This is a genomic window from Luteolibacter sp. Y139 (assembly GCF_038066715.1).
In the GTDB taxonomy this organism is placed as follows: Bacteria; Verrucomicrobiota; Verrucomicrobiia; order Verrucomicrobiales; family Akkermansiaceae; genus Haloferula; species Haloferula soli.
Map to the genome: position 1 here is coordinate 593,412 of NZ_JBBUKT010000002.1, position 22,870 is coordinate 616,281.

Below are 22,870 nucleotides of genomic sequence, written 5' to 3' on the forward strand. Positions count from 1 at the left end.
CGGGCGGATGCTGTTAGAAGCCGAAGTAGCGGCTCGCGTTTCCGCTGCAGACGTCTGCGATCAGCTTCGACAGCGCATCAAAGTCGTCCGGCAGTTCACCGCGATCCGTTTCGGTGCCGATCAGATTGCAGAGGATCCGCCGGAAGTATTCGTGGCGCGGGAAGGAGAGGAAGGAACGCGAGTCCGTGAGCATGCCGACGAAGCGCGAGAGCAGGCCGGTGGACGACAGCGCATTGAGCTGGAGCTCCATGCCGTCCTTCTGATCGAGGAACCACCAGCCGCTGCCGAACTGGATCTTGCCCGCGACGGTGCCGTCCTGGAACGCACCGGTCATGGCGGCGAAGAGGTAGTTATCACGCGGATTGATATTGTAGAGGATCACTTGCGGCAGGCAGCCGCGTTGGGCAAGCGTGCCTAGATAGGTGATCAGCGCCGCGCCCTGGCGCTCGTCGCCGATGGTGTCGAAGCCAGCATCCGGGCCGAGCAGGTTGAACATCCGCGGGTTGACATTGCGGAAGGGGCCGAGGTGGAGCTGCTTGGTCCAGCCCTTCGCGGCATCCTGCTGGCCGAAGAAGACCATCAGGAAGAAGGTGAACTTCTCCTTTTCTTCGGCAGTGACCGGCAGGCCACGGCGCGCCTTGTCAAAGATGATCGAGGCATCGGCATCATCGCACGGCAATCCCGGGCAGCGCTCCAATCCATGGTCGGAGAGACGGCAGCCGGCGGCGTGGAAATCATCGTGGCGCTTCTGCAGGGCCTGCAGCAGGTCCGAGACGTGATGGATGCCAGTGTCGGTGATTTCCTCGAGCTTCTCGATCCATGCATTGAATGCCTTCGGGCTATCGACGGCGAAGGCCTTGTCGGGACGGAAGGTTGGCAGGACCTTCGTTTGCAGCGGGCTGAAGGCGATGGTCTCGTGATGGTCTAGCGGATCGGCTGGATCGTCGGTGGTGCCCACCATCTTCACCTGGAATTTGTCGAGGATGCCATGGACGCAGAAGTCCTTTTCCGCGAGGCGCGCGTTGGCTTCTTCCCAGATCTCGTCAGCAGTGGCCGGGCTCAGGAGAAGATCGATCCCGAAGTAGCGACGCAACTCGAGATGCGTCCAGTGGTGGATCGGGTTGCGCAGGGTGTAGGGCACAGTCTCGGCCCAGGCCTGGAACTTCTCGCGAGGGGAAGCGGAGCCGGTGATGTATTCCTCATCGACGCCATTGGCGCGCAGGAGCCGCCACTTGTAATGGTCTCCGCCCAGCCAGATATCGGCGAGGTTTTCCCAGCGATGATTGGTCGCGATCTCCTTCGGCGAGAGATGGCAGTGGTAGTCGTAGATCGGCTGGTCCTTGGCCACCTCGTGAAACAGACGGCGAGCGGTCGGCGATTGGAGGAGGAAGGATTCTTCGTCGAGGTAGGCCATGGGCGTGAGGAGATGGGCGCGACCATGGCAGGATGCACGGGCCCGGCAAGAGGTTCCTCGCCGGAGTTGTCATACAAATGGGTTACCCGTGACGGGGGTGATGGACGTGGTCGCGCACGTCCTGGTGCCGGTGGCCCGCCTCATGGCAGTGATCGCAGCGGACCCAGCCGGAAGTGCCGTCGGCGAAGTGCTCCTTCTTCCAAATCGGGACGCGGAACTTTACCTCATCGATGATGTAGCGGCAGGCATCGAAGGCGGCATCGCGATGCGCCGCGGTCACCACCACCACCACCGCGAGTTCGCCGATGGCGAGGCTGCCGACGCGATGGTGGCAGCGCGCGTGGAGGATCTCGAATTTCTGCCGGGCTTCGTGGACGATGCGGTTCCCTTCCTTCTCTGCCAAACTACGATAAGCCTCGTACTCGAGCGAATGCACGGCCTGGCCCTGGTGGTGATTCCGCACCCAGCCCTCGAACGAGCAGAAGCCGCCGGCTGCGGGGTCGAGGATGCTTTCGCGCAGCGCGCGCGGGTCGATGGGATCGGTGACGATGGCAAACATGGCTCAACCTCCGGCAACAGGGGGAATGAAAACGATTTCGTCACCATCGGAAATCAGCTCGTCCCACTCGCAGAAGTCGCCATTGCGGGCGGCCCGCAGACTGCCGATTTCCAAGGGAAGGCGGTGGAGGAACCGCAGCTCCTCATAGAGCCCGGCGGGGGTGCAGGCGATGGTCTCGACCCGCTCCTCATCGAGTCCACGGGATTCGCGGAGCTTGGCGAAGTAGAGGACGTGGACGACCTTCGTCGTCACGCCATGCTGGAGCTTGGCGAAGCACTCGGCGAGTTCCTGGGGCGTGTTGGCATTGTCGAGTGCCTCGGCATGGGGAAGAGCGAGCACGAGCGGATTGAGCGCTTCGAGGAAATGCCGGGCGCAATGATCTCCCCGGCCAAGCGCCTCCGCAGCCTTAGAAATACCAGAAACCTCGTAGATGGTGCACAGCGGCTCCGCCCGCCCATCGATGCGGTTGGCGAAGCAGGTTGCGTGGCGCGTGGGGTCACGATGGGCGAAGAGGTGCGCCAGCGTGGTCTCATCGAGCAGGAACAAATCACAGCTGATCACCAACACGGGAGAGTCGGGTTTCTTCGCATGAATGGCGGCCAAGGCAGCCAAGGGGCCACCGCCCGCGACTTGATCCGCCACGACGGGCAGGTCGATCGGAGGAGCGGAGTCATCGCGCATCGAAAGGAACACCTCGCCACCAATCAATTGGGCGAGTCGCGCCAGCCAATCGATTTGGCGAACGCCATCCGGACGCTCGATGGTCGCCTTGTCTCGGCCCATGCGCTGGCTCTTGCCGCCGATGAGGATGAGGGTGGTCATTTCGAGTCAGCCTTGTAGTCGCTCTTGCCGCCGGTCTTCTCCAACAGCTTCACGCCGTGGATCACCATCGCCGGATCGAGTGCCTTGCACATGTCGTAGAAAGCGAGGGCGGCGATGCTCGCGCCGGTCAGCGCTTCCATTTCCACGCCGGTCTTGCCAGTGGTCTTGCAGGTGCAGCGGATGCAGGCTTCCCGGCCCTCGAAAGTCACCTCGAACTTGCACGAGTCGAGCGGCAGTGGGTGACAGAGAGGAATGAGCGATGATGTCTGCTTCGCTCCCATCGTGCCCGCGAGGATGGCCGTCTGAAACACGGGACCTTTCTTCGTGGCAAAGTCGCGACCGTCGAACTGGGCCGCCACCGCGTCATTCACCGTGACTCGTGCCTCGGCAGTTGCAATGCGGACCGTGATCTCCTTCGCCGACACATCGACCATTGCGGCTTGGTTCTGCTCGTTGACGTGGGACAGGGACATTAGGGAAAGGGATGGAAATCAAAGGTGTCAGCCGGCCGACCTGGCGGAACCTCGACGATGCCGCAGGATCCCGCTACCGAAATGAAATCGCCGGAGTTCCCTGGAGGACGAGCGAGCAATGTGCCATCCGGGCCCGTCGCCACGGTCAGTAGCCATGAGAACTTCGGCAGCGGCGTGGGAACCTCATTCATGCGCACCCGAGGCGGAGAGAACTCTCGTCCTTCCAATCGCGACAGCGCTGGGAGCACGTGGCGCGTGAAGGTCGCAAGCACCGACACCGGATTCCCCGGTAGTGCGAACACCGCAGGTGGACCGGACCAGAAGGCCAGCGGTTTGCCAGGGCGTTGCTCGACGCCGTGGAACGCGGGCTTGCCAAGCCGCTCCTCTAACAGACCGCGAATGAAGTCTTTCTTGCCCTTCGAGATCCCGCCGCAAATCAGCAGCACATCGCAGCTCGCCAGCGCCTCGTCGAGTTGTCGCCCACAGATCGCCGGATCGTCCGGAGCATGATCGTGGAAAACGATGGGACTGCCACGACGGGTGAGCATGGCTTCAAGCATGGGGCCATTGGAGCGGCGGATCTCCCATGGCTGTGGCGTGGCGTCCGGCGGCACCGCTTCGTCACCGGTCGAAAGGATCGCTACCTTTGCTCGACGGAAGACCTCCGCCTCGGTCAGTCCCACCGATGCAGCGATGGCGATCTCCACCGGGCCGATGGAGTTGCCAGCAGCCACCAGCATTGCTCCGGCGTCAGCGTCGCTTCCGGCATCGTGGATGAACTGGCCTTTCTTGAAGCTCGCCGCGGGCCGTCCCGAATCAAGGTCTTCATAGGGAACGACCGTGTCACAATCGTCTGGCACCACGGCACCGGTCATGATCTCCCACGCCTGTCCCGGCGGAAGCGCACCTGGCGGCGGATCTCCCGCAGCGTGCAGGCCAGCGAAAAGGACAGGACCGGTAGCGGGCAACGTGTCGGCGGCAAAGGCAATCCCATCCATCATCGCCCGGCGGTAGGGCGGGAAGGGGCGGTCGGCGCTGATCGGCGCAGCCAAGGTCCTGCCGAGGGCAGCGGCCAGCGCAACCGTCTCCGTGCCGAGGGGGCGCAGCGAGGCCGTGTGCGCATCGGCTTCGGCGAGGGTTAGCAGACGGTCCATGGCATCAAGATTTGACTCCGGAGGGCAGCAAAGCCAGCGCGAGGAAAGCACAAATGGCCAGCGAAACCCCGACGTAGACCGGAATCGTCAGCGTTTCCTTGAAGAGCAGGAAGCCCATCACATTCCCGATGATGATCGATCCGGCGCCAAACAAGGCCACCGTGCGTCCCAGCTCCATCGCCGAGTAGATGTAGAGCTGGCCGAAAACGGCGATCTGACGGATGACCGTGTAGAGCAGGAACCACCACGTGAGGAATGCCGCGGGCGTAAAGCCCTGCGTCTTCATCGCCCGCGCCCCGATCACGTCGGAGATCGAGAACAGCAGCTGCGAGCCGATGATGAGGAAGGCGGGCGATTTCCAGAAAGGCACGCCGTTCCGATGCGCGAGGCTTGCCAGCGGGTCAAGCCTTGGCGACGCCCCGGCTGGAGAGCTGGATCGGATTGCCCGCAGGATCCTTGGTGTCGGCGAATGAGAAGCCGTTCCACTCGTGGACCTTGCCGAACTTCAGCCCTTCACCGGTGAGCCGCTCCACCTCGGCTCGGACGTCGCTCACGGCGAAGACGATTTTTGCCGGAGAGTGGGATGATACGCCGGCCGGAAGCTTGCCGCGATGCAGGGCCAGATTGCAGCCGCCGGCGCCGAGCTCGATCCAGCCGTCTTCTTCCGGTCCGACTGTTTCCATGCCGAAGTGCTGCTGGTAGAAGGCCGCGACCTTCGGGAGGTCGGCGACGAAGAGGATGATCCGGCTGATGTGAGGAGCCATGGCAGGATCGGTTATACACTTGGTCGCCTGACCTCAATCCCGCGGTCACGGTTCATCCGGCACCTGAGACCTTTTCATTTCCCGAATCGCTGATTCGCGGCCATGGTTTCCCCGTGAGCCAACCGGTGGATCGACTCGGACGCGGCGTGCGGGATCTGCGGATCTCGTTGACCGACCGTTGCAATTTCCGCTGCCGGTATTGCATGCCCGTGGAGGTCTTCGGGCCTGGCTATCGCTTTTTGCCGCGTGAGGACTTGCTCAGCTTCGAGGAAATCGTGCGCCTGACCCGCCTGCTGGTTCCGCTGGGGGTGGAGAAGGTCCGTCTCACCGGGGGTGAGCCACTACTGCGTCGCGGCATCGAGGATCTGGTGGCGATGCTTTCGTCGATCGACGGGGTGAAGGATCTCGCGATCACCACGAATGGCGTGCTGCTCGCCCACCATGCCGAGGCGCTGGCCTTGGCCGGTCTGAGCCGGGTGACCGTGAGCCTTGATGCGATGGACCCCGAGATCTTCGCCCGCATGAATGGCGTGGGAGCGAAGGTCGAGCGCGTGCTGGCCGGGATCAATGCGGCGCAGACCTACGGACTCAAGGTGAAGGTGAATGCCGTGATCCAGCGCGGTGTGAACGAAGGCGAAGTGCTTCCGCTCGCACGCTGGGCGAAGGCCCAAGGCGTTGACCTGCGATACATCGAGTACATGGACGTCGGTGAGACCAATGGCTGGAAGCTGGCCGAGGTGGTGCCGGCTACGGAGTTGCTGGAAATTCTCTCCACGGAGTTCGATCTGGCGCCACGGGATGCGGCTTATCGCGGCGAGGTAGCAGCGCATTGGCGTCATCGCGATGGAGCGGGGGAAATCGGCGTGATCGCCTCGGTGACGCGGCCCTTTTGCCGGGACTGCCAGCGGCTGCGGCTGTCGGCGGATGGCAAGTTTTTTACCTGCCTGTTTGCGGCCGATGGCCATGACATCCGCGGCCTGCTCCGCGGCGGGGCGGGGGATGAGGTTTTGAAGGCTGCCGTGCATGGCCTGTGGTCGGTGCGGGACGATCGTTACTCGGAAGAGCGCGGCCTGGTCCCGCATCCGAAGGCCGAGATGAGCTACCTCGGCGGCTAGTGCGAATGGGATGTCCATATGATGTGCATCCATTTGCAGGAAAAAGATTTATGAGGGCCGTTATAGGCCGGGGAGAGCTCGAAAAGCTGCTGGCCAACCGGGCGAAGCGGGAGTTAGATCCCTATCGTGAGACTTCCGCCCCTCGGACTCCGCGCGAAGATCGCGTTGGCACTGGCGATTGCCGCCGTGCTTCCGCTCTTGGTGGGGTTGATCGTGCTCGAGACCTTCGGCTTCGGTCACATGCTCGATACCAAGGGGCGTCTATATGAATCCGAGGCGCGGACTCTGGCCAGGTCCTTGGAAACCGCCGTCGAATCGCAGGCTGGACATTTCTGGAGTTGGGTCGCTGCTGATCCATCGCTGCCGGATTTCGTGAGCATACCGATCCCACCGGCAACCAAGGAGGAAATCGCCGCGATCGAGAAGCGCTGGCCGAAGTTGTCCGTGGACGATCCGTTGCTGCACGGGGTCCTGGAAAACCCGGGGTCAGAGAGCCTCAATCGCTATGTGAAATCCCATCCGCAGGCCGCGGAGATCTTGGTGACCGAAGCCACGGGCCGCGTGGTCGCCGCCACCCGCAAGACGACGGACTACGACCAATCGGACGAGGAATGGTGGACCATTGGGCGCAATCTCAAGGAGGGGGGCATGTGGACGGAGGTGCTGCATTTTGATGCGAGCGCGAGGGTGTTTTCCTTGGATCTGGTGATGCCGCTGCATCGCGATGGCCAGTTCGTCGGTGTGGCCAAGCTGGTGCTGGATGTTTCGCCGATGTTTCATGCTCTCCGCCCCTCGGATGATGACGACCGGGCCCGCCTGGAGATTCTCTTGTCCGATGGCCACGTTCTCGCTCGCACCGGCGACAAGGGATTCCAACCGCTACAGGAGACACTGGAGGCTGATTCGTTGCTGGCGATGAGGGTTGGCCGCACCGGCTGGACCTTGACCGGGAAGGGAACCAACGATGAGCGGATGACGGGCTTTGCGGCGATCCAGTCGCCGGAGATCGACCGGCAGCTGTTCGAGCCGGGGGGCTATGTCCTCTATTCGACGCCGAAAGAGACGGTGGTCGCGCCCCTCCGGCGGCAGGTGCTTTTGATCGGGGGAGCGGCAGGGTTGGCCACGGGAATCTGCGTGCTGGCGGGCTTCGCATTCGTGGACCGCAAGATCCTACAGCCCATCGCCATGCTGAGCCAGGCGACGCGAGCCCTGGCGGAAACGGTGCGGCTGCGGAAAGACCCGACCCTTTCCGAAAGCGAGGCGGACTCGAAGCGGCGCGCTGCGAAAGAGGATCTGGAGCGTATCGAATCCATCAAGACGGGTGACGAGGTCGAGGACCTCGCGGCCGACTTCGGCATCATGACCTCGCGGGTGATGCGCTATCATCGCGAGCTGGAGTCGGAGGTCGATTCGAAGACCGCCTTGCTGCGTGAGGAATTGGAGATGGCGCGCGAGTTCCAGAATGCGCTGCTGCCCTCGGGCTATCCGGATACCAGCCGCCACAGCGATCCGCTGCGTCTCGGCTTCGCGCATTTTTATCAGCCAGCCTCGACCGTCGGCGGGGATTTCTTCGACCTCATGGAGCTCGATGAACATCGCACCGGTGTCCTGATCGCGGATGTGATGGGCCACGGTGCACGCTCGGCGCTGGTCACCGCGATCTTGCGGGCCGTGGTGCGGAACCACGTGATCTCCGCCGGAAACCCGGGCGACTTCCTCGGCATCCTCAATCGCGAACTCCACGACGTGATCGAGCGCAGCCAGCAGACGCTCTTCGTTACCGCCTTCTTCATGGTGATCGATACCCGTGAGGCGAAAGCGACCTGGGCGGTGGCCGGGCACCCCTCACCCCTGCGGGCACGCCGGAGCACGGGAAATCCGCCGCAGATGCTGTGGAATGGCGCGCAGAAGCAACCTGCGCTCGGCCTCATGGCGGACGTCGTCTATCACACCTCGTCATCGCCGATCCGGGCAGGGGACGTGTTCCTGCTCTTCACCGACGGCGTGGTGGAGGCGGAGAATCCGGGCGGGAAGGAATTCGGCATCCCGCGCCTGATTTCCACCTTCGATGAGTCGCTCGACGGGCCCCTGGCAGCCATGCCCGCGAAGATCGTCTGCGAGGTCGCTTCCTTCCAGAAACGCCGCCATCATGATGACGATGTTTGCGTGGTGGCCGTTGAGGTTCTGCCAGGTGTGATCCCTGATATCGCCAGCAGGGGGGCACCCCTGACAGGATCGGTCCCGAGCGGTGCTTGACTTGCCGGGCGTCTTCGGGCAGTCCCGCGCCATGGCCAAGCTCTCGATCCGCGACCTCGACGTCAACGGCAAGGAAGTCCTCATGCGTGTGGACTTCAATGTTCCGCTGGAAGGCGGCGTCATCACCGACGATACCCGCATCCAGGGCGCGGTTCCTTCGATCCAACATCTTCTCAAGGGCGGCGCGAAGCTCGTGCTCTGCTCCCACCTCGGTCGTCCGAAGGGTGGTCCCGAGCCGAAGTTCTCGCTCGCTCCCGCCGCTACTCGCCTCGGCGAGCTCATCGGCCAGGAAGTGAAGCTCGCTCCGGATTGCATCGGCGATGAGGTCGCCGCCCTGCGTGCCGCCCTCCAGCCCGGCCAAGTGCTCATTCTGGAAAACACCCGTTTTTACCCGGCTGAAGAAGCCAACGAAGCCGACTTCGCCAAGGCCCTCGCCGGCAGCGCCGAGATCTACGTGAACGACGCTTTCGGCACCGCTCACCGCGCCCACGCTTCCACCGAAGGCGTCACGCACTTCGTGTCCAAGAGCGCCATGGGCTTCCTCGTCGAGAACGAGCTCGAGTATCTCGAAGGCAAGCTGGAGAACCCGGAACGCCCGTTCCTCGTCGTCATGGGCGGCTCGAAGGTTTCGGACAAGATCCAAGTGATCAATCGCCTCATGGAAAAGGCCGATGCCTTCCTGATCGGTGGCGCGATGGCCAATACTTTCCGCAAGGCACAGGGCTACCACACCGGCAACAGCCGCGTGGAAGCCGACAAGCTTGACCTCGCCCTCGATATCCTGGCCCAGGCCAAGGCGAAGGGCGTAGGCTTCCTGCTGCCTGCCGACACCCGCATCACCCAGGAGTTCAAGGAAGGTGCCGAGACCAAGTGCACCGCTCCTTATGAAAAGGGCGGCGAAACTCCGGATGGCTGGGAAGGCATCGATATCGGTGACGTCGCCATCGGCGAGTTCGTCGCCGAAGTGGCCAAGGCCAAGACCATCATCTGGAACGGCCCGATGGGCGTGTTCGAGATCGACAGCTTCGGTCACGGCACCAAGGCGGTCGCCGAAGCCATGGCCAAGGCTGATGCCGTCACCATCGTCGGCGGTGGTGATTCCGTCACCGCCGTGAACAAATACGGTCTCGACGAGAAGATGACCTTCATCTCTACCGGTGGCGGCGCTTCCTTGGAATTGCTTGAAGGCAAGGTGCTTCCCGGCGTTGCTGCCCTAACCGAGGCTTGAGTTGGCCCGAATCCCGCTGTCCACTCCGCACCCATCCTAATTCATGATCCGTAAGCCCATCTTTGCCGCGAACTGGAAGATGAACATCGGTCCATCCGAGACCGAGGACTTCGCCAAGAGCTTCTTGTCGAAAGTCCAGAATCGCACGTTCCCCGCCGACATCGTCATCGCGCCGCCGTTCGTCTCGCTGGCCAAGGCCGCCGAGATCCTCGGCAACGTCTCCAGCATCGCGCTCGCCGCACAGAATTGCTCGCAATACGACTCCGGTGCCTACACCGGTGAGATCAGCGGCATGATGCTGAAGGAGTTCTTCGTCCACTACGTCATCCTCGGCCACAGCGAGCGCCGTGCGATCTTCGGCGAGACCGACGAGGTGATCAACGCCAAGGTCCGCAAGGCCCGCGAGCTCAACCTCAAGCCGATCTTCTGCATCGGCGAGACGCTCGATGAGCGGAAGGCCGGCCAGCTTGAAAAGGTGCTTCGTACCCAAGTCAGCCAAGGCCTCAAGGGCGTGACCGAGCGTGACCTGCAGGACATCGTGATCGCCTATGAACCCGTCTGGGCCATCGGCACCGGTGTCACTGCTACCGCCGAGCAGGCTCAGGAGGCACACGCTTTCGTCCGCTCGCTCGTCGCCGAGCAGTTCGGCAACGACGCCGCTGCCAAGATCCGCATCCAGTACGGCGGCTCGGTGAAGCCCGGCAATGCCGCCGAGCTGATGGCCTGCCCGGATATCGACGGCGCGCTCATCGGTGGCGCCTCGCTTGAGCCGCAGAGCTTCCTGGACATCATCCAGAATGGCGCACCGGCCTGAGGCGGGTAGCTCACAGGTTCCATAATCTCAGAAAGGCAGCCCTCGGGCTGCCTTTCTTTTTGCAACCCTGGGAGGTCCAACGGCGACAAGATCGCCGGATTGCCGCTTGAGTTTCCGGCGCGGGAGGAAATGCTCCCCCCGTCCGCCATGAAAGTCACCCTCGCTTCCGTTTTTGCCCTCGTTGCCCCCGCAGTCATCGCCGCGGACGCCCCGAAGTCGCTCGCCGACTACCTGATCCCGAACACGATGATCAAAGGCGAGGTCGTGGTGGTGGTGCCGCCCAAGGAGCTCGACAAGTACATCGCGAAGGTCGAGGAAGCCGCCCGCAAGGATCCGGACTGGTTCAAGGAGCACGCCAAGAATGGCAAGCCGGGCGTACCGCTGCCCTTCGATGAGCGCCTCGGCCTCACCAAGGAAGAATACGACGACTATCTCAAGTACTGGGGCAAGCGTGAGTTCAAGGGCGTCGAAGCCGTGCCAATCCGCCTCAGCGAAGGCAGCGACGGCCGCTGGAGCATCATCGTCGGCGGACGTGCTTCCACGCTTTCCACCCTCAAGTTCGATCCCAAGGCCGACATCTTCAAGTCGCCGAACGGCGAGCTGAAGCGGATCGAGGATGTGGACGCCGATGGCAATAGCACGCTCGGCGCGTGGACCGGCCACGAGTGGAAGCTCGAGGAGAAGTCCAGCCTCGGAACTCTCAAGGAGAATTTTGCGATCGGGAAAACCGGCGACAAGAAATACGGCCTGCTGATCTACCGCCTCCAGGAAATCTCGGAACAGGGCAGCAAGATCGCCGACGATGGCATGGTCGTCCGCTTCCCTTTGGGTGAAGCCGGAATCCTGAAGACCAAGCCCAACCCGGGACCAGCACCGGCAGAGGATCCTTCTGCGAAGCCGACTCCGGCTCCAAAGACAGCCCCCAAGCCTTCCACGAAGAAGAAGTGAGGTTGAAGTGAGGTGACATGCCCGCAGCTCCGCCTCCCCGGTGGAAGCGCCGGATCCGGTGGATCCTGGCGGTGCTGCTCGTGAGCCCCTTCTTGCTGCTGGTCCTCGCCAATGTCCTGCTCGCCACTCCGTGGGCGAGAGGATATCTGGGCCGCAAGCTCTCCGACCGCATCGGCGTCGAAACGGTAGTGGGGCAGGTGACCTGCACTCCGTGGGGCGGGCTCGCGGTCAGTGATCTGAGATGCCTTCAGCCGCCGCCTTTGCGGGAGTCGCTGAAAGCACCGCTGCTGGAAGTGCGCGAGATCCGGGCCTATCCGCAATGGAACCGGCTCCTGCACGGCGAGATCGCGGCCTCATCGGTCCGCATCGAGCGACCACGGTTGGCGCTGTCCCTCGAAATGGCCGCCTCCATGGTGTCTGCGGCAGCGTCGACATCCCCACCTCCCGTGGTCGTGGCTCCTCCACCGGTGATCGCGGCGGAAGCACCAGCAGCAAGCGGGATTGCTCCACCTCAGGCGGCCGCTCCACCCAATACCACTCCCGCGACGCCGCCACCCGCGCCGGACGCCTCGATTGGCACGGCATGGATCGAGATCGTGGATGGAGAAGGGGAACTATGGCTGTCCGGTGTGAGGCTCGCTTCGCTCCACGGTGGCGAAGGAAAGATCCCGTTCTCAGGCGCGCCGGCGTTTTCGAAGTTCCAGCTTCGGGAGCTGGAACTGCTCGGCCGGAATCTCGGCCATGATCTCGCGCTGCCGCTGTCGTGGCGCGCGCCTGAGCTCCGATGCAACACTGGAGAAGTTCAGTTGGCGGATTTGCAGGTGAAGCTCTCTGCCGCCGTGGGAGTCATGCCCGGGGTGCCCTTCGCCGTCGATATCGTCGTCCCGAAACAAGAAGCGCACGGCGACCGATGGTTGGAACACATCAAGCCCGCGGCAGGGCAGTTCGAGGCTCGATTGCAGGGAGTCGGGCTCATGCGCCATCCTTCGACCTGGCAAGGGCTTGCTGCCGCGACGGCCGGGACGGTGACGATGCAACTCGGGGAGCAAGCGATGGCCTTCGATGAGGGCCGTGCCTCGATGGTGCTGCAGGGTGGCGTGCTACAATGCCCGGACGTCCGGCTGACCGGTGAGCGTGCTTCCTTTCTCGGCAACGGCCAGCTCCGTTCCGATGGACAAGGGACCGGGGTCTTGCGCGTGGTCGTTCCTCCGGACACTGCCGCTGCCTGGACCCAGCGTCTCACCATCGGGGACCGGGCACCGGTGTTCGCTCCTCTTGAAACACCGGACCGGATGTTCATCGATCTACGATGGGTCCCGTACTTGGGAGGTCAGGGAATCGAACTCGGCGCCGGTGGCCCCATCGTACCTGCGGGAGAGGTGTTCAAGCTGCTGTCCGGCGGATGACCGTCACGCCCGCCATTCCGGCGCACACTTCGTCATGTCCCACATCAGCCGGTCGAGGGCGGAATTGATGTCCCCGCTCCGGGCATTGGTAAAGCCCGCCCAGCACATGCCGCTGGCAGTGGTGACGGCGATGCTGGCGGTGCCCGGCAAGCTGCCATTATGCCAATGATTCGGCACCGCGTTCACCGCCCAGCCGCTCGCGTATCCGGCGTTCGCCTTGGTGCCCCGGAACATTTCCTTGAGCGTCGCCTCCCTGAGCAAATCGGGCGTTTCGGCGAGACCGTCGAAGTGGGTCAGGAATTTCACCAGATCCTCCGGACGGGCGATCCAACCGCCATGGGAATCCATGCGGCGGACATTCATGTTATAGGGATTCTCGCCATTGCGACCGTAATAAACCACCTCATCGGCCCCTCGCTCGGCGAGCGTGTTGCCGGCGATCTTCATCGTGTGGATGTCGCAACGCTCGAGCACCGTTTCCCGCACGTGCTGGTCGTAAGGCTTGCCTGTTAGTTTCTCGACGATGCGCCCCAGCACGCAGTAGCCGAAGTTCGAGTAGGCGTAGGAGGTGCCGGGATCGTTCTGCAACGGATGATCGCGCACGGTGCGGGCGATCAAGTCGGCGTGTCCCAGTTCCGGATGCTGGAACATGGGATCGTCCCGATCATTGCCCCAGCCGCCCGCAGTGTGGGTAAGCAGGTGATGCACCGTGACATCACCGACCTTCGGCGGGAGCTTTTTCCCGCCATCCACGGCCAGCAGCCCGTCGGGTACGAAGACCTTGGCGTCCGGCTTCAGCTTGCCCTGTTCAATGAGGCCGTAGATCGCGACGGAGGTGAGGGGCTTGGAGACGCTGGCGATGCGGAAGGTGTGCTCCGGCGTCAGCTTTTCCTGGCTGGTCTCGTCGGCAAAGCCATAGGCGCCACGGAAGACCATCTTCCCCTGGTGAGCGAATGCCACCGAGAGCCCCGGCACCGAGAACTCCTTCATGAACTTCTGGGCGAGCGCCTCAATCGCCTCTGCTTCCTTGCCCGCGGGATCGAGGGTCGGCACCGCCCAGGCCCGGGGAAAGGCAAGGGCAGGGAGTGTAAAAGCCAGTCGTTTCAGGCAGTTACGACGATCAATCGGAGGCATGGGAAGCGGGCGGAATCGGATCAAAACGGGCGCGTGTGCTGCTTTCTGTCAGGGTCCGTAATCCCACGAATCTAACTGACTTGGACTCAAGGCCGAATGAAACTTAATTTCTGCGATCCTTAAACCCCGGTTCATTTTGCACGATAGCTTTCCTTTATTCACATTCCTCCGTCACGGCCTGCGCATCGCCGCGGTCGTGTGCTTGGTCGCTCCTGCGGTCCAAGCCGCGACCTATCACGTGGATCCCGCGACGGGCAATATGTCCAACCCCGGCACCGCCAGCCAGCCGTGGAGCACCCTTGAGGCCGTTTTCACCGCCAATAAGACCTTCGCCGCCGGAGACGAAATCCTGCTCTACTCCGGCTATCACGGCGCGCCGATCGTGAAGGGGAACAATAGCGACTTCGTGAAGATCCGCCCTGCCGCGGGAGCCACGCCGAAGCTCAAGAACCTGATCGTCCGGTCCGGTTCGCGCTGGGACATCTCCGGCCTCGATATCTGTCCTGAGCACCAAGCCGCCGGTACCACCTACACCTCGGCCCCATTGGTCGAGATCGAGAGCTCGGCGAATTACATCACGATGCACGACTGCTTGACCCGCGGGGCACTGAGCACTTCGGGATGGAGCATCGACAACTGGAAGAACCTCGCCGGCCGCGGCATCCGCACCGCCGCGACCAACACGCTCTTGGAGAACAATCGCATCGAGGTGAGCAGCCACGCGCTCACCGTGCGCCGGACTGCTTCCTTCACCACCGTGCGGAAGAATACCATCAAGGGTTTCTCCTGCGATGGCATGCAGGCCCTGGCTGACGATTGCCTCTACGAAGGAAACACCATCACCGACGGCTACATTTTCGATAACGCCCACAATCACGATGACTTCTTCCAGAGCTGGTCGGTCGGCAGCGATGGCTTTACCTCCGGCGAAGGCACCATTGCCCGTGTCACGGTGAGAGGGAACCTGTTCATCAGCCGCACGGATCGCAATCAGCCTTATCCCACCGAACCGCAGGGCATCGGTCTCTTCGACGGCTACTATCAGGATTGGGTGATCGAGAACAACGTCATCGCGACCAATGCCGGTCACGGCATCGCGATCTACGGTGCCATCGACTGCAAGGTGGTGAACAACACCGTGATCGAGAATCCCTTCAATGCCCCGAGCTCGACCCGCCCCTGGATCAAGATCGCCGCGCACAAGACCCGCACCACGCCGTCTACTGGAAATCTGGTCCGCAACAACATCACTGCCAAGCCGGTCGATCCGGTCGCCGATAGTTCCACCGTGGACTACAACCAGACGACCACGTCCTACACGAGCTACTTCGCGGACTTCTCCAATTTCGACTTCAAGCTGAAGTCGACCTCGCCGGCGAAGGATGCAGGCACGACCGCCAGTGCGCCTCTGACCGACATTGCCGGGACCGTTCGCAGCGCACCCTATGATTTGGGTGCCTACGAATTCGGCGCTTCAAGTGGGGCTGCAGGAACGACCTACGCGTCCTGGCTCCAAGCGAACGGGCTGCCCGTGGATGGCTCCGGTCTTGGCGCGAAGACCGCCAATCCATCGAAGGACGGCGTCACCAATGAGATGAAGTTCGCGCTCGGCCTGCCGACCACGGTTCAAGGTCATGGCGGTCGCGTGACGACGGGAACCAGCATCGTATCCAACCAACGCTACCTGACGCTCACATTCATCTGTCCCGATCCCGCGCCGGAAGGGGTAAGCTACGAGGTGGAATCCGCGGCGAATCTTTCGGCCTGGTCCGCCACGAGTGTGACTGAAATGTCAAATACGGTGACCGGGGGGCTTAGAACCCGGATTTTCCGCGACACCGCCCCGATCGGCAGGGACGCGAAGCGTTTTATTCGTCTTGAAGCGACGGCCCCGTAGGTGGTGAATCCCGCCCGGTGCTTCCGGTCTCTATTCTTTATCAAGACGATGCGCTGGTCGCCATCGACAAGCCGGCCGGGATGATCGTCCATCCGGGCCGCGAGGCCGAGGGCCCCGAGTGGGTGGCCATGAAGCGCGTCCGCGACATGCTCGGTCGCCAAGTGCACACGGTTCACCGGTTGGATCGCCCGACTTCCGGCGTGCTTCTTTTTGCTCTCGATCTTGATACCTGCGCCCGGGTCCAGCAGTGCTTCGAAAAGCGTCTGGTGGAGAAAACCTACCTCGCGGTGGTGGAGGGGACCGCCCCGGAGCGATGGACCTGCGAGACGGCGCTGCATCGCGTGCCGGGAGAAGCCCCTCAATCGTGCAAAACCGACTTTGAACGAGTCGCCGTGGTTCCGGCCGGAAGCTTCGGACGATTACCCCAGCTCTCGCTTTCACTTCTCAAGGTCGCCCCACACACCGGCCGCTATCATCAGATCCGCCGGCATTTGTTGGAAGCCGGCCATCCGATCGTCGGCGACTTCCGCTATGCGGGTGCGGACCGGAGCATGGAGCTGGGCGAAGCTCTCGGCACCGGAACGCGGATGCTGCTCCAGGCGAGGTCGCTGCTGCTGCCACATCCCCACACGGGAGAAATGTTTGAGATCACCGCGCCCGCCGATGTGGACTTCCTCCGCTGCTTCCCGGCGATGGAACAGGAACTACGGCCAGTGCCGTAGTTCATTCAGTTGCCGAGGTAAACGCGCGAATCGTAATCGATCGAGACCTGTCCGTCCTGCTGGTGCTCATTGAACAACCGGCGGAGTTCCGCCAGCATTGACTCATGGCCCGGTCGCCCCGGAGCCGGCGTGTAGGAGGACGAAAGCAACCGGCCTTCCAATCCCTCGTAATCGAAGCGCTGGGAATTGGGAAAGGTGTGGACCTCGTAGCCACCGGGAAAGACCAGCTTCAGCGACTCCGGCCCGATATTCTCGTGGCGGATCTCGGCATAGTCGGTGCCAAACTTCCGCAGCATGGCTTCGTAGTCGCGAAGGAATGGTGTGGAGTCCAGGTGCCGTTCATTCCAGATCAGCGCGATTTTGCCGCCGGACTTGAGGATGCGGCGGAACTCCGCACGAGCTTCCGGGGTGTCGAACCAGTGATACGCCTGTGCCGAAACAATTAGATCAGCACCATGGTCCGCGAGCGTCGTCGCCTGCGCGCTGCCATCCACGCTGTGAAAGCGGGGATAACCGGCCAGCAAGCGCTCCGCAGCCTCGCGCATCGGCGGGTTTGGCTCCACGCCGTTCACCGCGTAGCCGGCTTTCAACAGCAGCTCCGAAAAGATGCCCGTGCCCGAGCCGATATCGGCGATCACGCTCTCCGGCGTCAGCTTGGCCTCCCGCTCTAACAGGGCGATCAGCTCCTGCGGATAGCTCGGTCGATAGCGGATGTAGTTCTCCACCCGGTTGGAGAAGCGCTGTTCCGGGGATTGCTGGCTCACGGTACGGTCAGTGCGTTTTCTTCCAGAGATACAACCAGCGCTCGGATACGATCTTGCCGGTGCTCTCATCGAGCAACTCGCAGGTCATATCCAGGTCGTTCACGTCCTTGCCCGGATCGAGCACGAAGAAGGCGCGCAGTACCTGTGGCATGTGGACGTCCTTGCTGCGGCCGAGACCGGCGGGCAGGGCATCCACATTGGCCATGCTCAGGTCGCTCAGGCCGACGTGGAGGATTTTCACGCCCGGCTGATTCACGGTGACCACGGGCTTGAACTTCGAAATATCATCCCACTTCGGATCGCCCACCTTCTGCTCGGGAGTCAGAGGCTTGGCGAAATCGATCGCGACCAGCACTTCATCCGGCTTCTGGACGGGATTGCCGAGGCGCGTGTCGCGCACCGTGAAGAGTCCGGATGGCGGGAGATCACGCATCCACTTCAGGCGATAGTGAAACTGGAAGGGCTTGCCCACTTCCGGTCCGGGCGTTGGCTCCCAGACGAGGATGACATTGTCATTCGTCTCATCCACGGTCGGCATTTCGATCAGGTGGATCTTTCCGTTGGAGAAGCCGGACACGGGCTCGACCTTCACGCTCGGGCGGTTGTGATAGGCGGCTTCCGGGTCCTGATAGGAGCTGAAGGAACGGTCGCGCTGGACGAGTGCCCACGAGCGCGGGTTTTCCATCGTGAAGACACAGTGGCGGAATTGTCCCTGTGTGTGCTCCAGCGGGCGGTAGTGGAGATTGCCGCTGCCGAGCTCCATCAGGAATCCATCGCTATCGTGCACCTCCGGACGGAAATCGTAGGGGCGGGGATGGGTGTTCTCGCCGAACCAGAACATGCTGGAGAACGGTGCCAGCCCGAGCTGTTTGACCGGCCGGCGGAGCGTGAGCTCGGCCTCGATGTCCATGACCGTCTCGACGCCCGGCGTCACCGTGAACTTGTAGGCGCCGGCCACGCTCTCGCCTTCTAACAAGGCGTGGGCGACCAGCGTGTTCGAATCCTTAGCGGGCTTCTCCAGGTAGAACTCGCGGAAGTCCGGAAACTCCTCCGGTACGCCCGGCAGGCCGCTATTGATGGAGAGTCCGCGGGCGGAGAGGCCGTAGGGGGCTTCCTTCGGAATGGCGCGGAAGTAGCTCGCACCGAGGAAGACGAGGAACTCGTCCATGTATTCCGGCGAGTTGAGGTGGGTCCGGGCTCGCCAGCCGGCATAGCCGGGAGGAGGTGGCGTGCCAGCCGGGATCGTGTTCTTCCCGTAGTCGAAGAGGTTCGTGTCGAAATCGAGATGCTTTGCCTGGCTATCGGCCACTTCAAAAACGGACACGGTCTTTTTCGCCGTCCATCCCGGGTGGAAGAAGTCGATGGAGAATGGCCCTTGGTCCCACCACAGCCCGGATTCCATCTTGAAGCGGATATCGCGGTGCTGGTCGTAGCTCAGGTTTGCCCAGAAGGCCGCCAAGTCATTGGGGCGCGGCTGATAGGGCTTTGCCGCCAGGTCACGGGCCTTTTCGCGGAGCAGGTCGAAGGTGAACACCTCGGCGTGTAAGGTGGGCATGGCGGAGACGCAAGCAGCGGCGGCGGCGATCAGGAGGCGGACGCGGGTCATTGGGGTGAAGCGTGGTCCGTCCCGGCGGCGGGAGCAAGGCAGGGATGCAGCAGCCGCCGACAATTGCGGCGGGGTGAGCTCTGGCCCTGGCGTTAGAATAGCCAAGGCTCGGACGGGCGACTGCCGGCAGCGGCCGGGCTCATCGGAGCGGAGGGCGGCATGAACCGGGGATTGTAGGTTTCAAGTCGCTCCAATTCTTCCTTCCAGAATTCAGACATGGCCGGTGACGAAGAGAGGGGCAGCTCGTCCAACAATGTGAACAGGGGGTCGACGTCGCCGCCCGCAAATCCGACGATCAGTTGCCAAGCCCGCTCCGGCTCGGAAGTCGGGAGGGTGAGGGAAAGCGGCACCGTCGATCGCGTTAGCCCATGGGGATAGGCATGCAGTGGCAGATCCGGGGTCACTGCCCGGTGGACATTCCGCACCAAAGAGCCGAACAGATGGCGAAAGGACGCTGGCAGCGGGCCGATGCCTTGCGGTTCGCGAAGCAACTGTAGCCGAAGCATCCCGCGGTGGGTCTCGCCCGCCAGCCACCACGGCGGACCAATCCAGACGCCCGCCCGGTTGAAAGGCGGGCGGCGTTCCAACAAAAGCTCCCGTTCTCGCTCGATGGCGTGCGCGGGCGAGTCGCAGAGTTCCCACTCGATCCGGCGAATCCCCGCCACCAGTCGCCGCGTGCGGCGCGGATGTCGGTCCAGCGTCACGTGCCGGTAACTCCCGACCCGAGCCCGCAGGTTCGCCGACTGGCCGATGTAGAGCAGGCGCTCCGCCTCGCCCGTGAAGAAATAGACGCCCGGGCTTTCCGGCAGTCCCGAGAAGAAGGCAGGGCCGAAACGCATCGTCAGGGGATCCTCCAGACGGAAGAGGATCCGCTGGTTGCCCCGGTGGCCCTGTGCTTGCTTCATCGCCCGGTCGACACGATGGACGGGTCTGCCTCCGGGCTCAAGCAAGAGGGCTAGAATTCCGGAAACTGATGCCGGATTGATGGGATAACTCCCTACTGGGTGACTGGGAGGATCTACGCATGCGGATCCCCTCTGTTAAGCGCTTATGAGAGGGGTCGTACGAAATTCACTTAGGAGGGGAAAATCGGCACATACTGAGATCCAAGAACATCGCCGGATGGAGACCTCCAAAACGTCGTAAGCTCTTGCATACAATTGCATTTCGCATAATATGCATGCGGGACAATGGGGCATTATGGCTTGTTAGCCCAACAGCTTGCGAATATAGGTCGATGACATGCGATTCGGATCTCACGATGCAGGCCGCGAGCGGTTGGAGAGTTTGAAGGCATCCGGCCTTTTGGGGGATGCGCATGGGATTGATTTCGACCGGGTGACCGAACTCGCGGCGAAGGCGGCGAATGTCCCGGTCTCTCTGGTGTCCCTGGTGGACCAGGACAGGCAGGTTTTCGCCGGTGCCTGTGGGCTTTCGGGCGCGCTGGCGGATTCGCGGCAGACCCCCATCGACTACTCCTTTTGCCAGCACACGGTGAACCTGCGGCAACCGCTGGTGATCCCGGACGCGCGGAAGAATCCACTGGTCGCGAAAAATCCGGCGATCAAGGAATTCGGCGTCGTGGCCTACCTTGGCTTTCCCGTCCTCGGGGCCGGACAGCATCTCTACGGGGCCGTCTGTGCGGTTGATACCGAACCCCGGCAGTGGCGGGAGGATGAGATCGAGATCATCCGCGGATTCACCTCGATCGTGTCCGCCTTGATCGATCAACACTTGGCCCGGCTCTATCAGAAGCTTTTGACGGACGTGCTGCTGCACGATCTGAAGGGACCCTTGGGTCGCATCCGCATGGCAGCGGACGTGTTTGTGGCGCGAGCCAGCGAACTGCCGCAGCCACTGGACACGCTGGCCCAGTCCCTGAAAGGGAATGCAGATCAGGCGTCCGCGATGGTCGCCTCGCTGCTCGGCAAGAGCCGCCAGACCGCCAAGTGCGATGATCTGCGAGCCACGGCGGAAGCAGCCGCGAGACAACTCCGCCCACGGGCTGAGGAAAAGGGCATCCAGATTCGGGTCGACGATCCGGGCACCGCGATTCCGCTGGAGCTTCCGGAGCGGGTGATGGCGCAGGTGCTGGAGCATCTGATCGGAAACTCGATCCGCTTCAGCAATGTCGGAGAGGTGCGCATCCGGATCAAACGGGTGGGCGAGGCTGCAATCATCGACGTGGAGGACGATGGCCCCGGCTTCCAGGCGATCGACTATCCCCGGATCTTCCAGCGCTATGCGCCGCTCAGCGCGAAGCCCTCGGGCGGCGAGGCTTCTGCCGGCTTGGGCCTTTCTATCGTGAAGAGCCTGCTGGAAAGCGAGGGCGGGACGATCGTCCTGCTCAGCCACCCCGGAGAGAGCGCCGTCTTCCGCATCACGGTGCCGGTGCGCCGGGCCGAATGACCTTCGCATGAGGTCAGAGTCGCCTCTTGTCGAATGGGGCTTCCGGTGGCAAGGATTCCCCTGATGAAGGCGAGGCACATGCTTGCGATGGTGGTGACGACGGTGCTGTCGGCGACGGCAGCAGTCGCCCAGGAGGAAAAGAAGGAAGCCGCACCGGCCGCCCAAGAGATCGCGATCGAGGGCAAGGACGGAAAGACCATCCAGGCGGAGGTTCTCTCAGCCGACGAGGACTCGGTGAAAATCCGTCGTGCCGATGGCAAGGAGTTCGATCTTCCATTCGCCCGGCTCAGCGACGCGGGCACGGCCGCGGTCAAGAAAGTCATCGCCGAGCGGGAAGCCGAGGTCGCCCGCCTGAAGGCCGAGGAAGAAGACGAGAAGAAGCCCGGCGTTCGTCCCAAGATCCCGGACGATCCGAAGACACCCGATGACCTCCCCGAGAAGTTCGTCGTCAAGAAGGGCCAGACCGTGATCGTCCGCTTCTCCCTGGCCGAAGACGGCTTGGCCCGCCCGAAGATCATCAAGGAAGTCCCCCAGGACCGCTCTTACATGCAGGTCGAGTTCAAGGACGGCGATCCTTTGACCGCCGCCCTCACCTCGACCTTCCCAAAGACGCTGAAACTCCGCTGCCTCGCCAAGAAAGCGGGCGAGACCACCTACAACGAGATCACCATCGTCCCCCTCAAGAGCGGCACTCCCAGCTTCGAGACTTGGTCGGATCCATACGAAGAACTCGTGTTCTTCGACTTTGTCTATCTTGAGTAATGCGGGTTTAATCGCGCCACGATTATCACGCCGACATGGAATCAACATCCGACAGGAGATTTCACCGTCTTCATGGGTGGTTCGTTGCGATGAGCCTGCTGGCTGGGATCGGGATTCAAGTTCAGCTGCTTCACGCAGCTGCGGACGATCACGCAGCAGCGGAGCAACTTGGGACAATGGAGCGGATATTCAAAAAGAATACCCCTCCAACCGGCATCACGGTCCGGACGAAGGAAGGGACTGAAAAGGATATCGTTGAGATGCTGCTACGGGGGATGGCACCGGACCAAGTCTCTGATCTACTAGGTAAGCCCGAAAAGGTATTTGTCCCTTCCGGAAGCTCCGGCCCCTCTAGCTTTCCGTCGGAATGGTCAGATGCGGATGAAGAGTGGTGGATTTACCCCAATCGCAAAACAAAGGATGGGCGGTACCTTCAGTTGCTTTTCGCAAACCGCTCCGGTGGGAAAAAGATTCTGTTCTCCGTTTGGCTGTGGCCGAGCGAAACGGACTCCCAACAACGCAGCGCTGGCCAACCCGCCACCGCTCCCCAGACGAAGTCAGAGGGCAAGGAGAAGCCTCAACCGCAATCGAAGCCTGCCCCGAGGTAGCGACTGACGAGTCCC

Annotated in this window: 22 protein-coding genes; 11 read left to right on the plus strand and 11 right to left on the minus strand. The window is 62.5% G+C overall.

From position 1 onward, the window contains the following. Positions 1 to 13: 13 nt before the first annotated feature. The 7 genes from uxaC to WKV53_RS07415 all read right to left on the minus strand — a co-directional run bounded on the left by uxaC (position 14) and on the right by WKV53_RS07415 (position 5,186). Positions 14 to 1,414, minus strand: a complete 1,401-nt coding sequence (uxaC, locus tag WKV53_RS07385) for a glucuronate isomerase (protein WP_341403789.1) — start codon at positions 1,412 to 1,414, stop codon at positions 14 to 16. Positions 1,415 to 1,496: 82 nt separating this feature from the next. Next, a complete protein-coding gene (locus WKV53_RS07390) occupies positions 1,497 to 1,973 on the minus strand; it encodes a molybdenum cofactor biosynthesis protein MoaE (RefSeq protein WP_341403790.1) in 477 nt (158 codons plus the stop codon). A 3-nt stretch (positions 1,974 to 1,976) separates the two neighbouring features. Continuing rightward, the gene (locus tag WKV53_RS07395; RefSeq protein WP_341403792.1) at positions 1,977 to 2,795 is read right to left on the minus strand and encodes an NTP transferase domain-containing protein; all 819 of its coding nucleotides are present in this window, start codon (positions 2,793 to 2,795) and stop codon (positions 1,977 to 1,979) included. After that, on the minus strand, positions 2,792 to 3,268 hold the full coding sequence (gene moaC, locus WKV53_RS07400; protein ID WP_341403793.1) for a cyclic pyranopterin monophosphate synthase MoaC: 477 nt from the start codon (positions 3,266 to 3,268) through the stop codon (positions 2,792 to 2,794). Before moaC ends, WKV53_RS07395 begins: the two co-directional genes overlap by 4 nt. Continuing rightward, positions 3,268 to 4,422 (minus strand): molybdopterin molybdotransferase MoeA, encoded by a 1,155-nt coding sequence (locus tag WKV53_RS07405; RefSeq protein WP_341403795.1) that lies wholly within the window; start codon positions 4,420 to 4,422, stop codon positions 3,268 to 3,270. Before WKV53_RS07405 ends, moaC begins: the two co-directional genes overlap by 1 nt. Positions 4,423 to 4,426: 4 nt before the next feature. Continuing rightward, complete coding sequence (locus WKV53_RS07410) at positions 4,427 to 4,792, minus strand: hypothetical protein (RefSeq protein ID WP_341403796.1); 366 nt, start codon at positions 4,790 to 4,792, stop codon at positions 4,427 to 4,429. Positions 4,793 to 4,823: 31 nt separating this feature from the next. After that, positions 4,824 to 5,186 (minus strand): VOC family protein, encoded by a 363-nt coding sequence (locus WKV53_RS07415; protein ID WP_341403798.1) that lies wholly within the window; start codon positions 5,184 to 5,186, stop codon positions 4,824 to 4,826. 125 nt (positions 5,187 to 5,311) lie between these two features. Here WKV53_RS07415 and moaA point away from each other — a divergent pair, with 125 nt between their 5' ends. The 6 genes from moaA to WKV53_RS07445 all read left to right on the plus strand — a co-directional run bounded on the left by moaA (position 5,312) and on the right by WKV53_RS07445 (position 12,953). Beyond that, on the plus strand, positions 5,312 to 6,301 hold the full coding sequence (gene moaA / locus WKV53_RS07420) for a GTP 3',8-cyclase MoaA (RefSeq protein ID WP_341403800.1): 990 nt from the start codon (positions 5,312 to 5,314) through the stop codon (positions 6,299 to 6,301). A gap of 126 nt (positions 6,302 to 6,427) precedes the next feature. Further along, positions 6,428 to 8,557: a SpoIIE family protein phosphatase gene (locus tag WKV53_RS07425; protein ID WP_341403802.1), complete on the plus strand. Its 2,130-nt coding sequence runs from the start codon at positions 6,428 to 6,430 to the stop codon at positions 8,555 to 8,557. Positions 8,558 to 8,588: 31 nt separating this feature from the next. Then, on the plus strand, positions 8,589 to 9,785 hold the full coding sequence (locus WKV53_RS07430; RefSeq protein WP_341403803.1) for a phosphoglycerate kinase: 1,197 nt from the start codon (positions 8,589 to 8,591) through the stop codon (positions 9,783 to 9,785). Between the two features lie 43 nt (positions 9,786 to 9,828). Continuing rightward, on the plus strand, positions 9,829 to 10,599 hold the full coding sequence (gene tpiA, locus WKV53_RS07435; protein ID WP_341403805.1) for a triose-phosphate isomerase: 771 nt from the start codon (positions 9,829 to 9,831) through the stop codon (positions 10,597 to 10,599). A 147-nt stretch (positions 10,600 to 10,746) separates the two neighbouring features. Continuing rightward, positions 10,747 to 11,547 (plus strand): hypothetical protein, encoded by an 801-nt coding sequence (locus WKV53_RS07440; protein ID WP_341403806.1) that lies wholly within the window; start codon positions 10,747 to 10,749, stop codon positions 11,545 to 11,547. 80 nt (positions 11,548 to 11,627) lie between these two features. Beyond that, complete coding sequence (locus WKV53_RS07445) at positions 11,628 to 12,953, plus strand: hypothetical protein (protein ID WP_341403808.1); 1,326 nt, start codon at positions 11,628 to 11,630, stop codon at positions 12,951 to 12,953. A gap of 3 nt (positions 12,954 to 12,956) precedes the next feature. On the opposite strand, the gene WKV53_RS07450 is transcribed toward WKV53_RS07445, so the two are convergent. Beyond that, positions 12,957 to 14,087, minus strand: a complete 1,131-nt coding sequence (locus WKV53_RS07450; protein ID WP_341403810.1) for a serine hydrolase domain-containing protein — start codon at positions 14,085 to 14,087, stop codon at positions 12,957 to 12,959. Between the two features lie 136 nt (positions 14,088 to 14,223). Here WKV53_RS07450 and WKV53_RS07455 point away from each other — a divergent pair, with 136 nt between their 5' ends. Then, positions 14,224 to 15,984, plus strand: a complete 1,761-nt coding sequence (locus WKV53_RS07455) for a right-handed parallel beta-helix repeat-containing protein (RefSeq protein ID WP_341403812.1) — start codon at positions 14,224 to 14,226, stop codon at positions 15,982 to 15,984. Positions 15,985 to 16,001: 17 nt separating this feature from the next. Further along, the gene (locus tag WKV53_RS07460) at positions 16,002 to 16,706 is read left to right on the plus strand and encodes an RluA family pseudouridine synthase (protein ID WP_341403814.1); all 705 of its coding nucleotides are present in this window, start codon (positions 16,002 to 16,004) and stop codon (positions 16,704 to 16,706) included. Between the two features lie 5 nt (positions 16,707 to 16,711). Here WKV53_RS07460 and WKV53_RS07465 read toward each other — a convergent pair whose 3' ends face one another. From WKV53_RS07465 to WKV53_RS07475, 3 genes are all read right to left on the minus strand, one after another. Continuing rightward, the gene (locus WKV53_RS07465) at positions 16,712 to 17,470 is read right to left on the minus strand and encodes a class I SAM-dependent methyltransferase (RefSeq protein WP_341403815.1); all 759 of its coding nucleotides are present in this window, start codon (positions 17,468 to 17,470) and stop codon (positions 16,712 to 16,714) included. Between the two features lie 7 nt (positions 17,471 to 17,477). Further along, on the minus strand, positions 17,478 to 19,076 hold the full coding sequence (locus WKV53_RS07470) for an OpgD/OpgG family glucan biosynthesis protein (RefSeq protein WP_341403817.1): 1,599 nt from the start codon (positions 19,074 to 19,076) through the stop codon (positions 17,478 to 17,480). A gap of 92 nt (positions 19,077 to 19,168) precedes the next feature. Next, positions 19,169 to 19,981: a nucleotide excision repair endonuclease gene (locus tag WKV53_RS07475; RefSeq protein ID WP_341403819.1), complete on the minus strand. Its 813-nt coding sequence runs from the start codon at positions 19,979 to 19,981 to the stop codon at positions 19,169 to 19,171. A gap of 337 nt (positions 19,982 to 20,318) precedes the next feature. Here WKV53_RS07475 and WKV53_RS07480 point away from each other — a divergent pair, with 337 nt between their 5' ends. The 3 genes from WKV53_RS07480 (at position 20,319) to WKV53_RS07490 (ending at position 22,855) form a co-directional block, all read left to right on the plus strand. After that, entirely contained in the window at positions 20,319 to 21,485 is a 1,167-nt protein-coding gene (locus tag WKV53_RS07480) for a GAF domain-containing sensor histidine kinase (protein ID WP_341403821.1), read from the plus strand. A gap of 63 nt (positions 21,486 to 21,548) precedes the next feature. Next, positions 21,549 to 22,247, plus strand: coding sequence for a hypothetical protein (locus WKV53_RS07485; protein ID WP_341403822.1), 699 nt, complete (start codon positions 21,549 to 21,551; stop codon positions 22,245 to 22,247). A gap of 89 nt (positions 22,248 to 22,336) precedes the next feature. After that, positions 22,337 to 22,855, plus strand: a complete 519-nt coding sequence (locus WKV53_RS07490) for a hypothetical protein (protein WP_341403823.1) — start codon at positions 22,337 to 22,339, stop codon at positions 22,853 to 22,855. Positions 22,856 to 22,870: the final 15 nt, after the last annotated feature.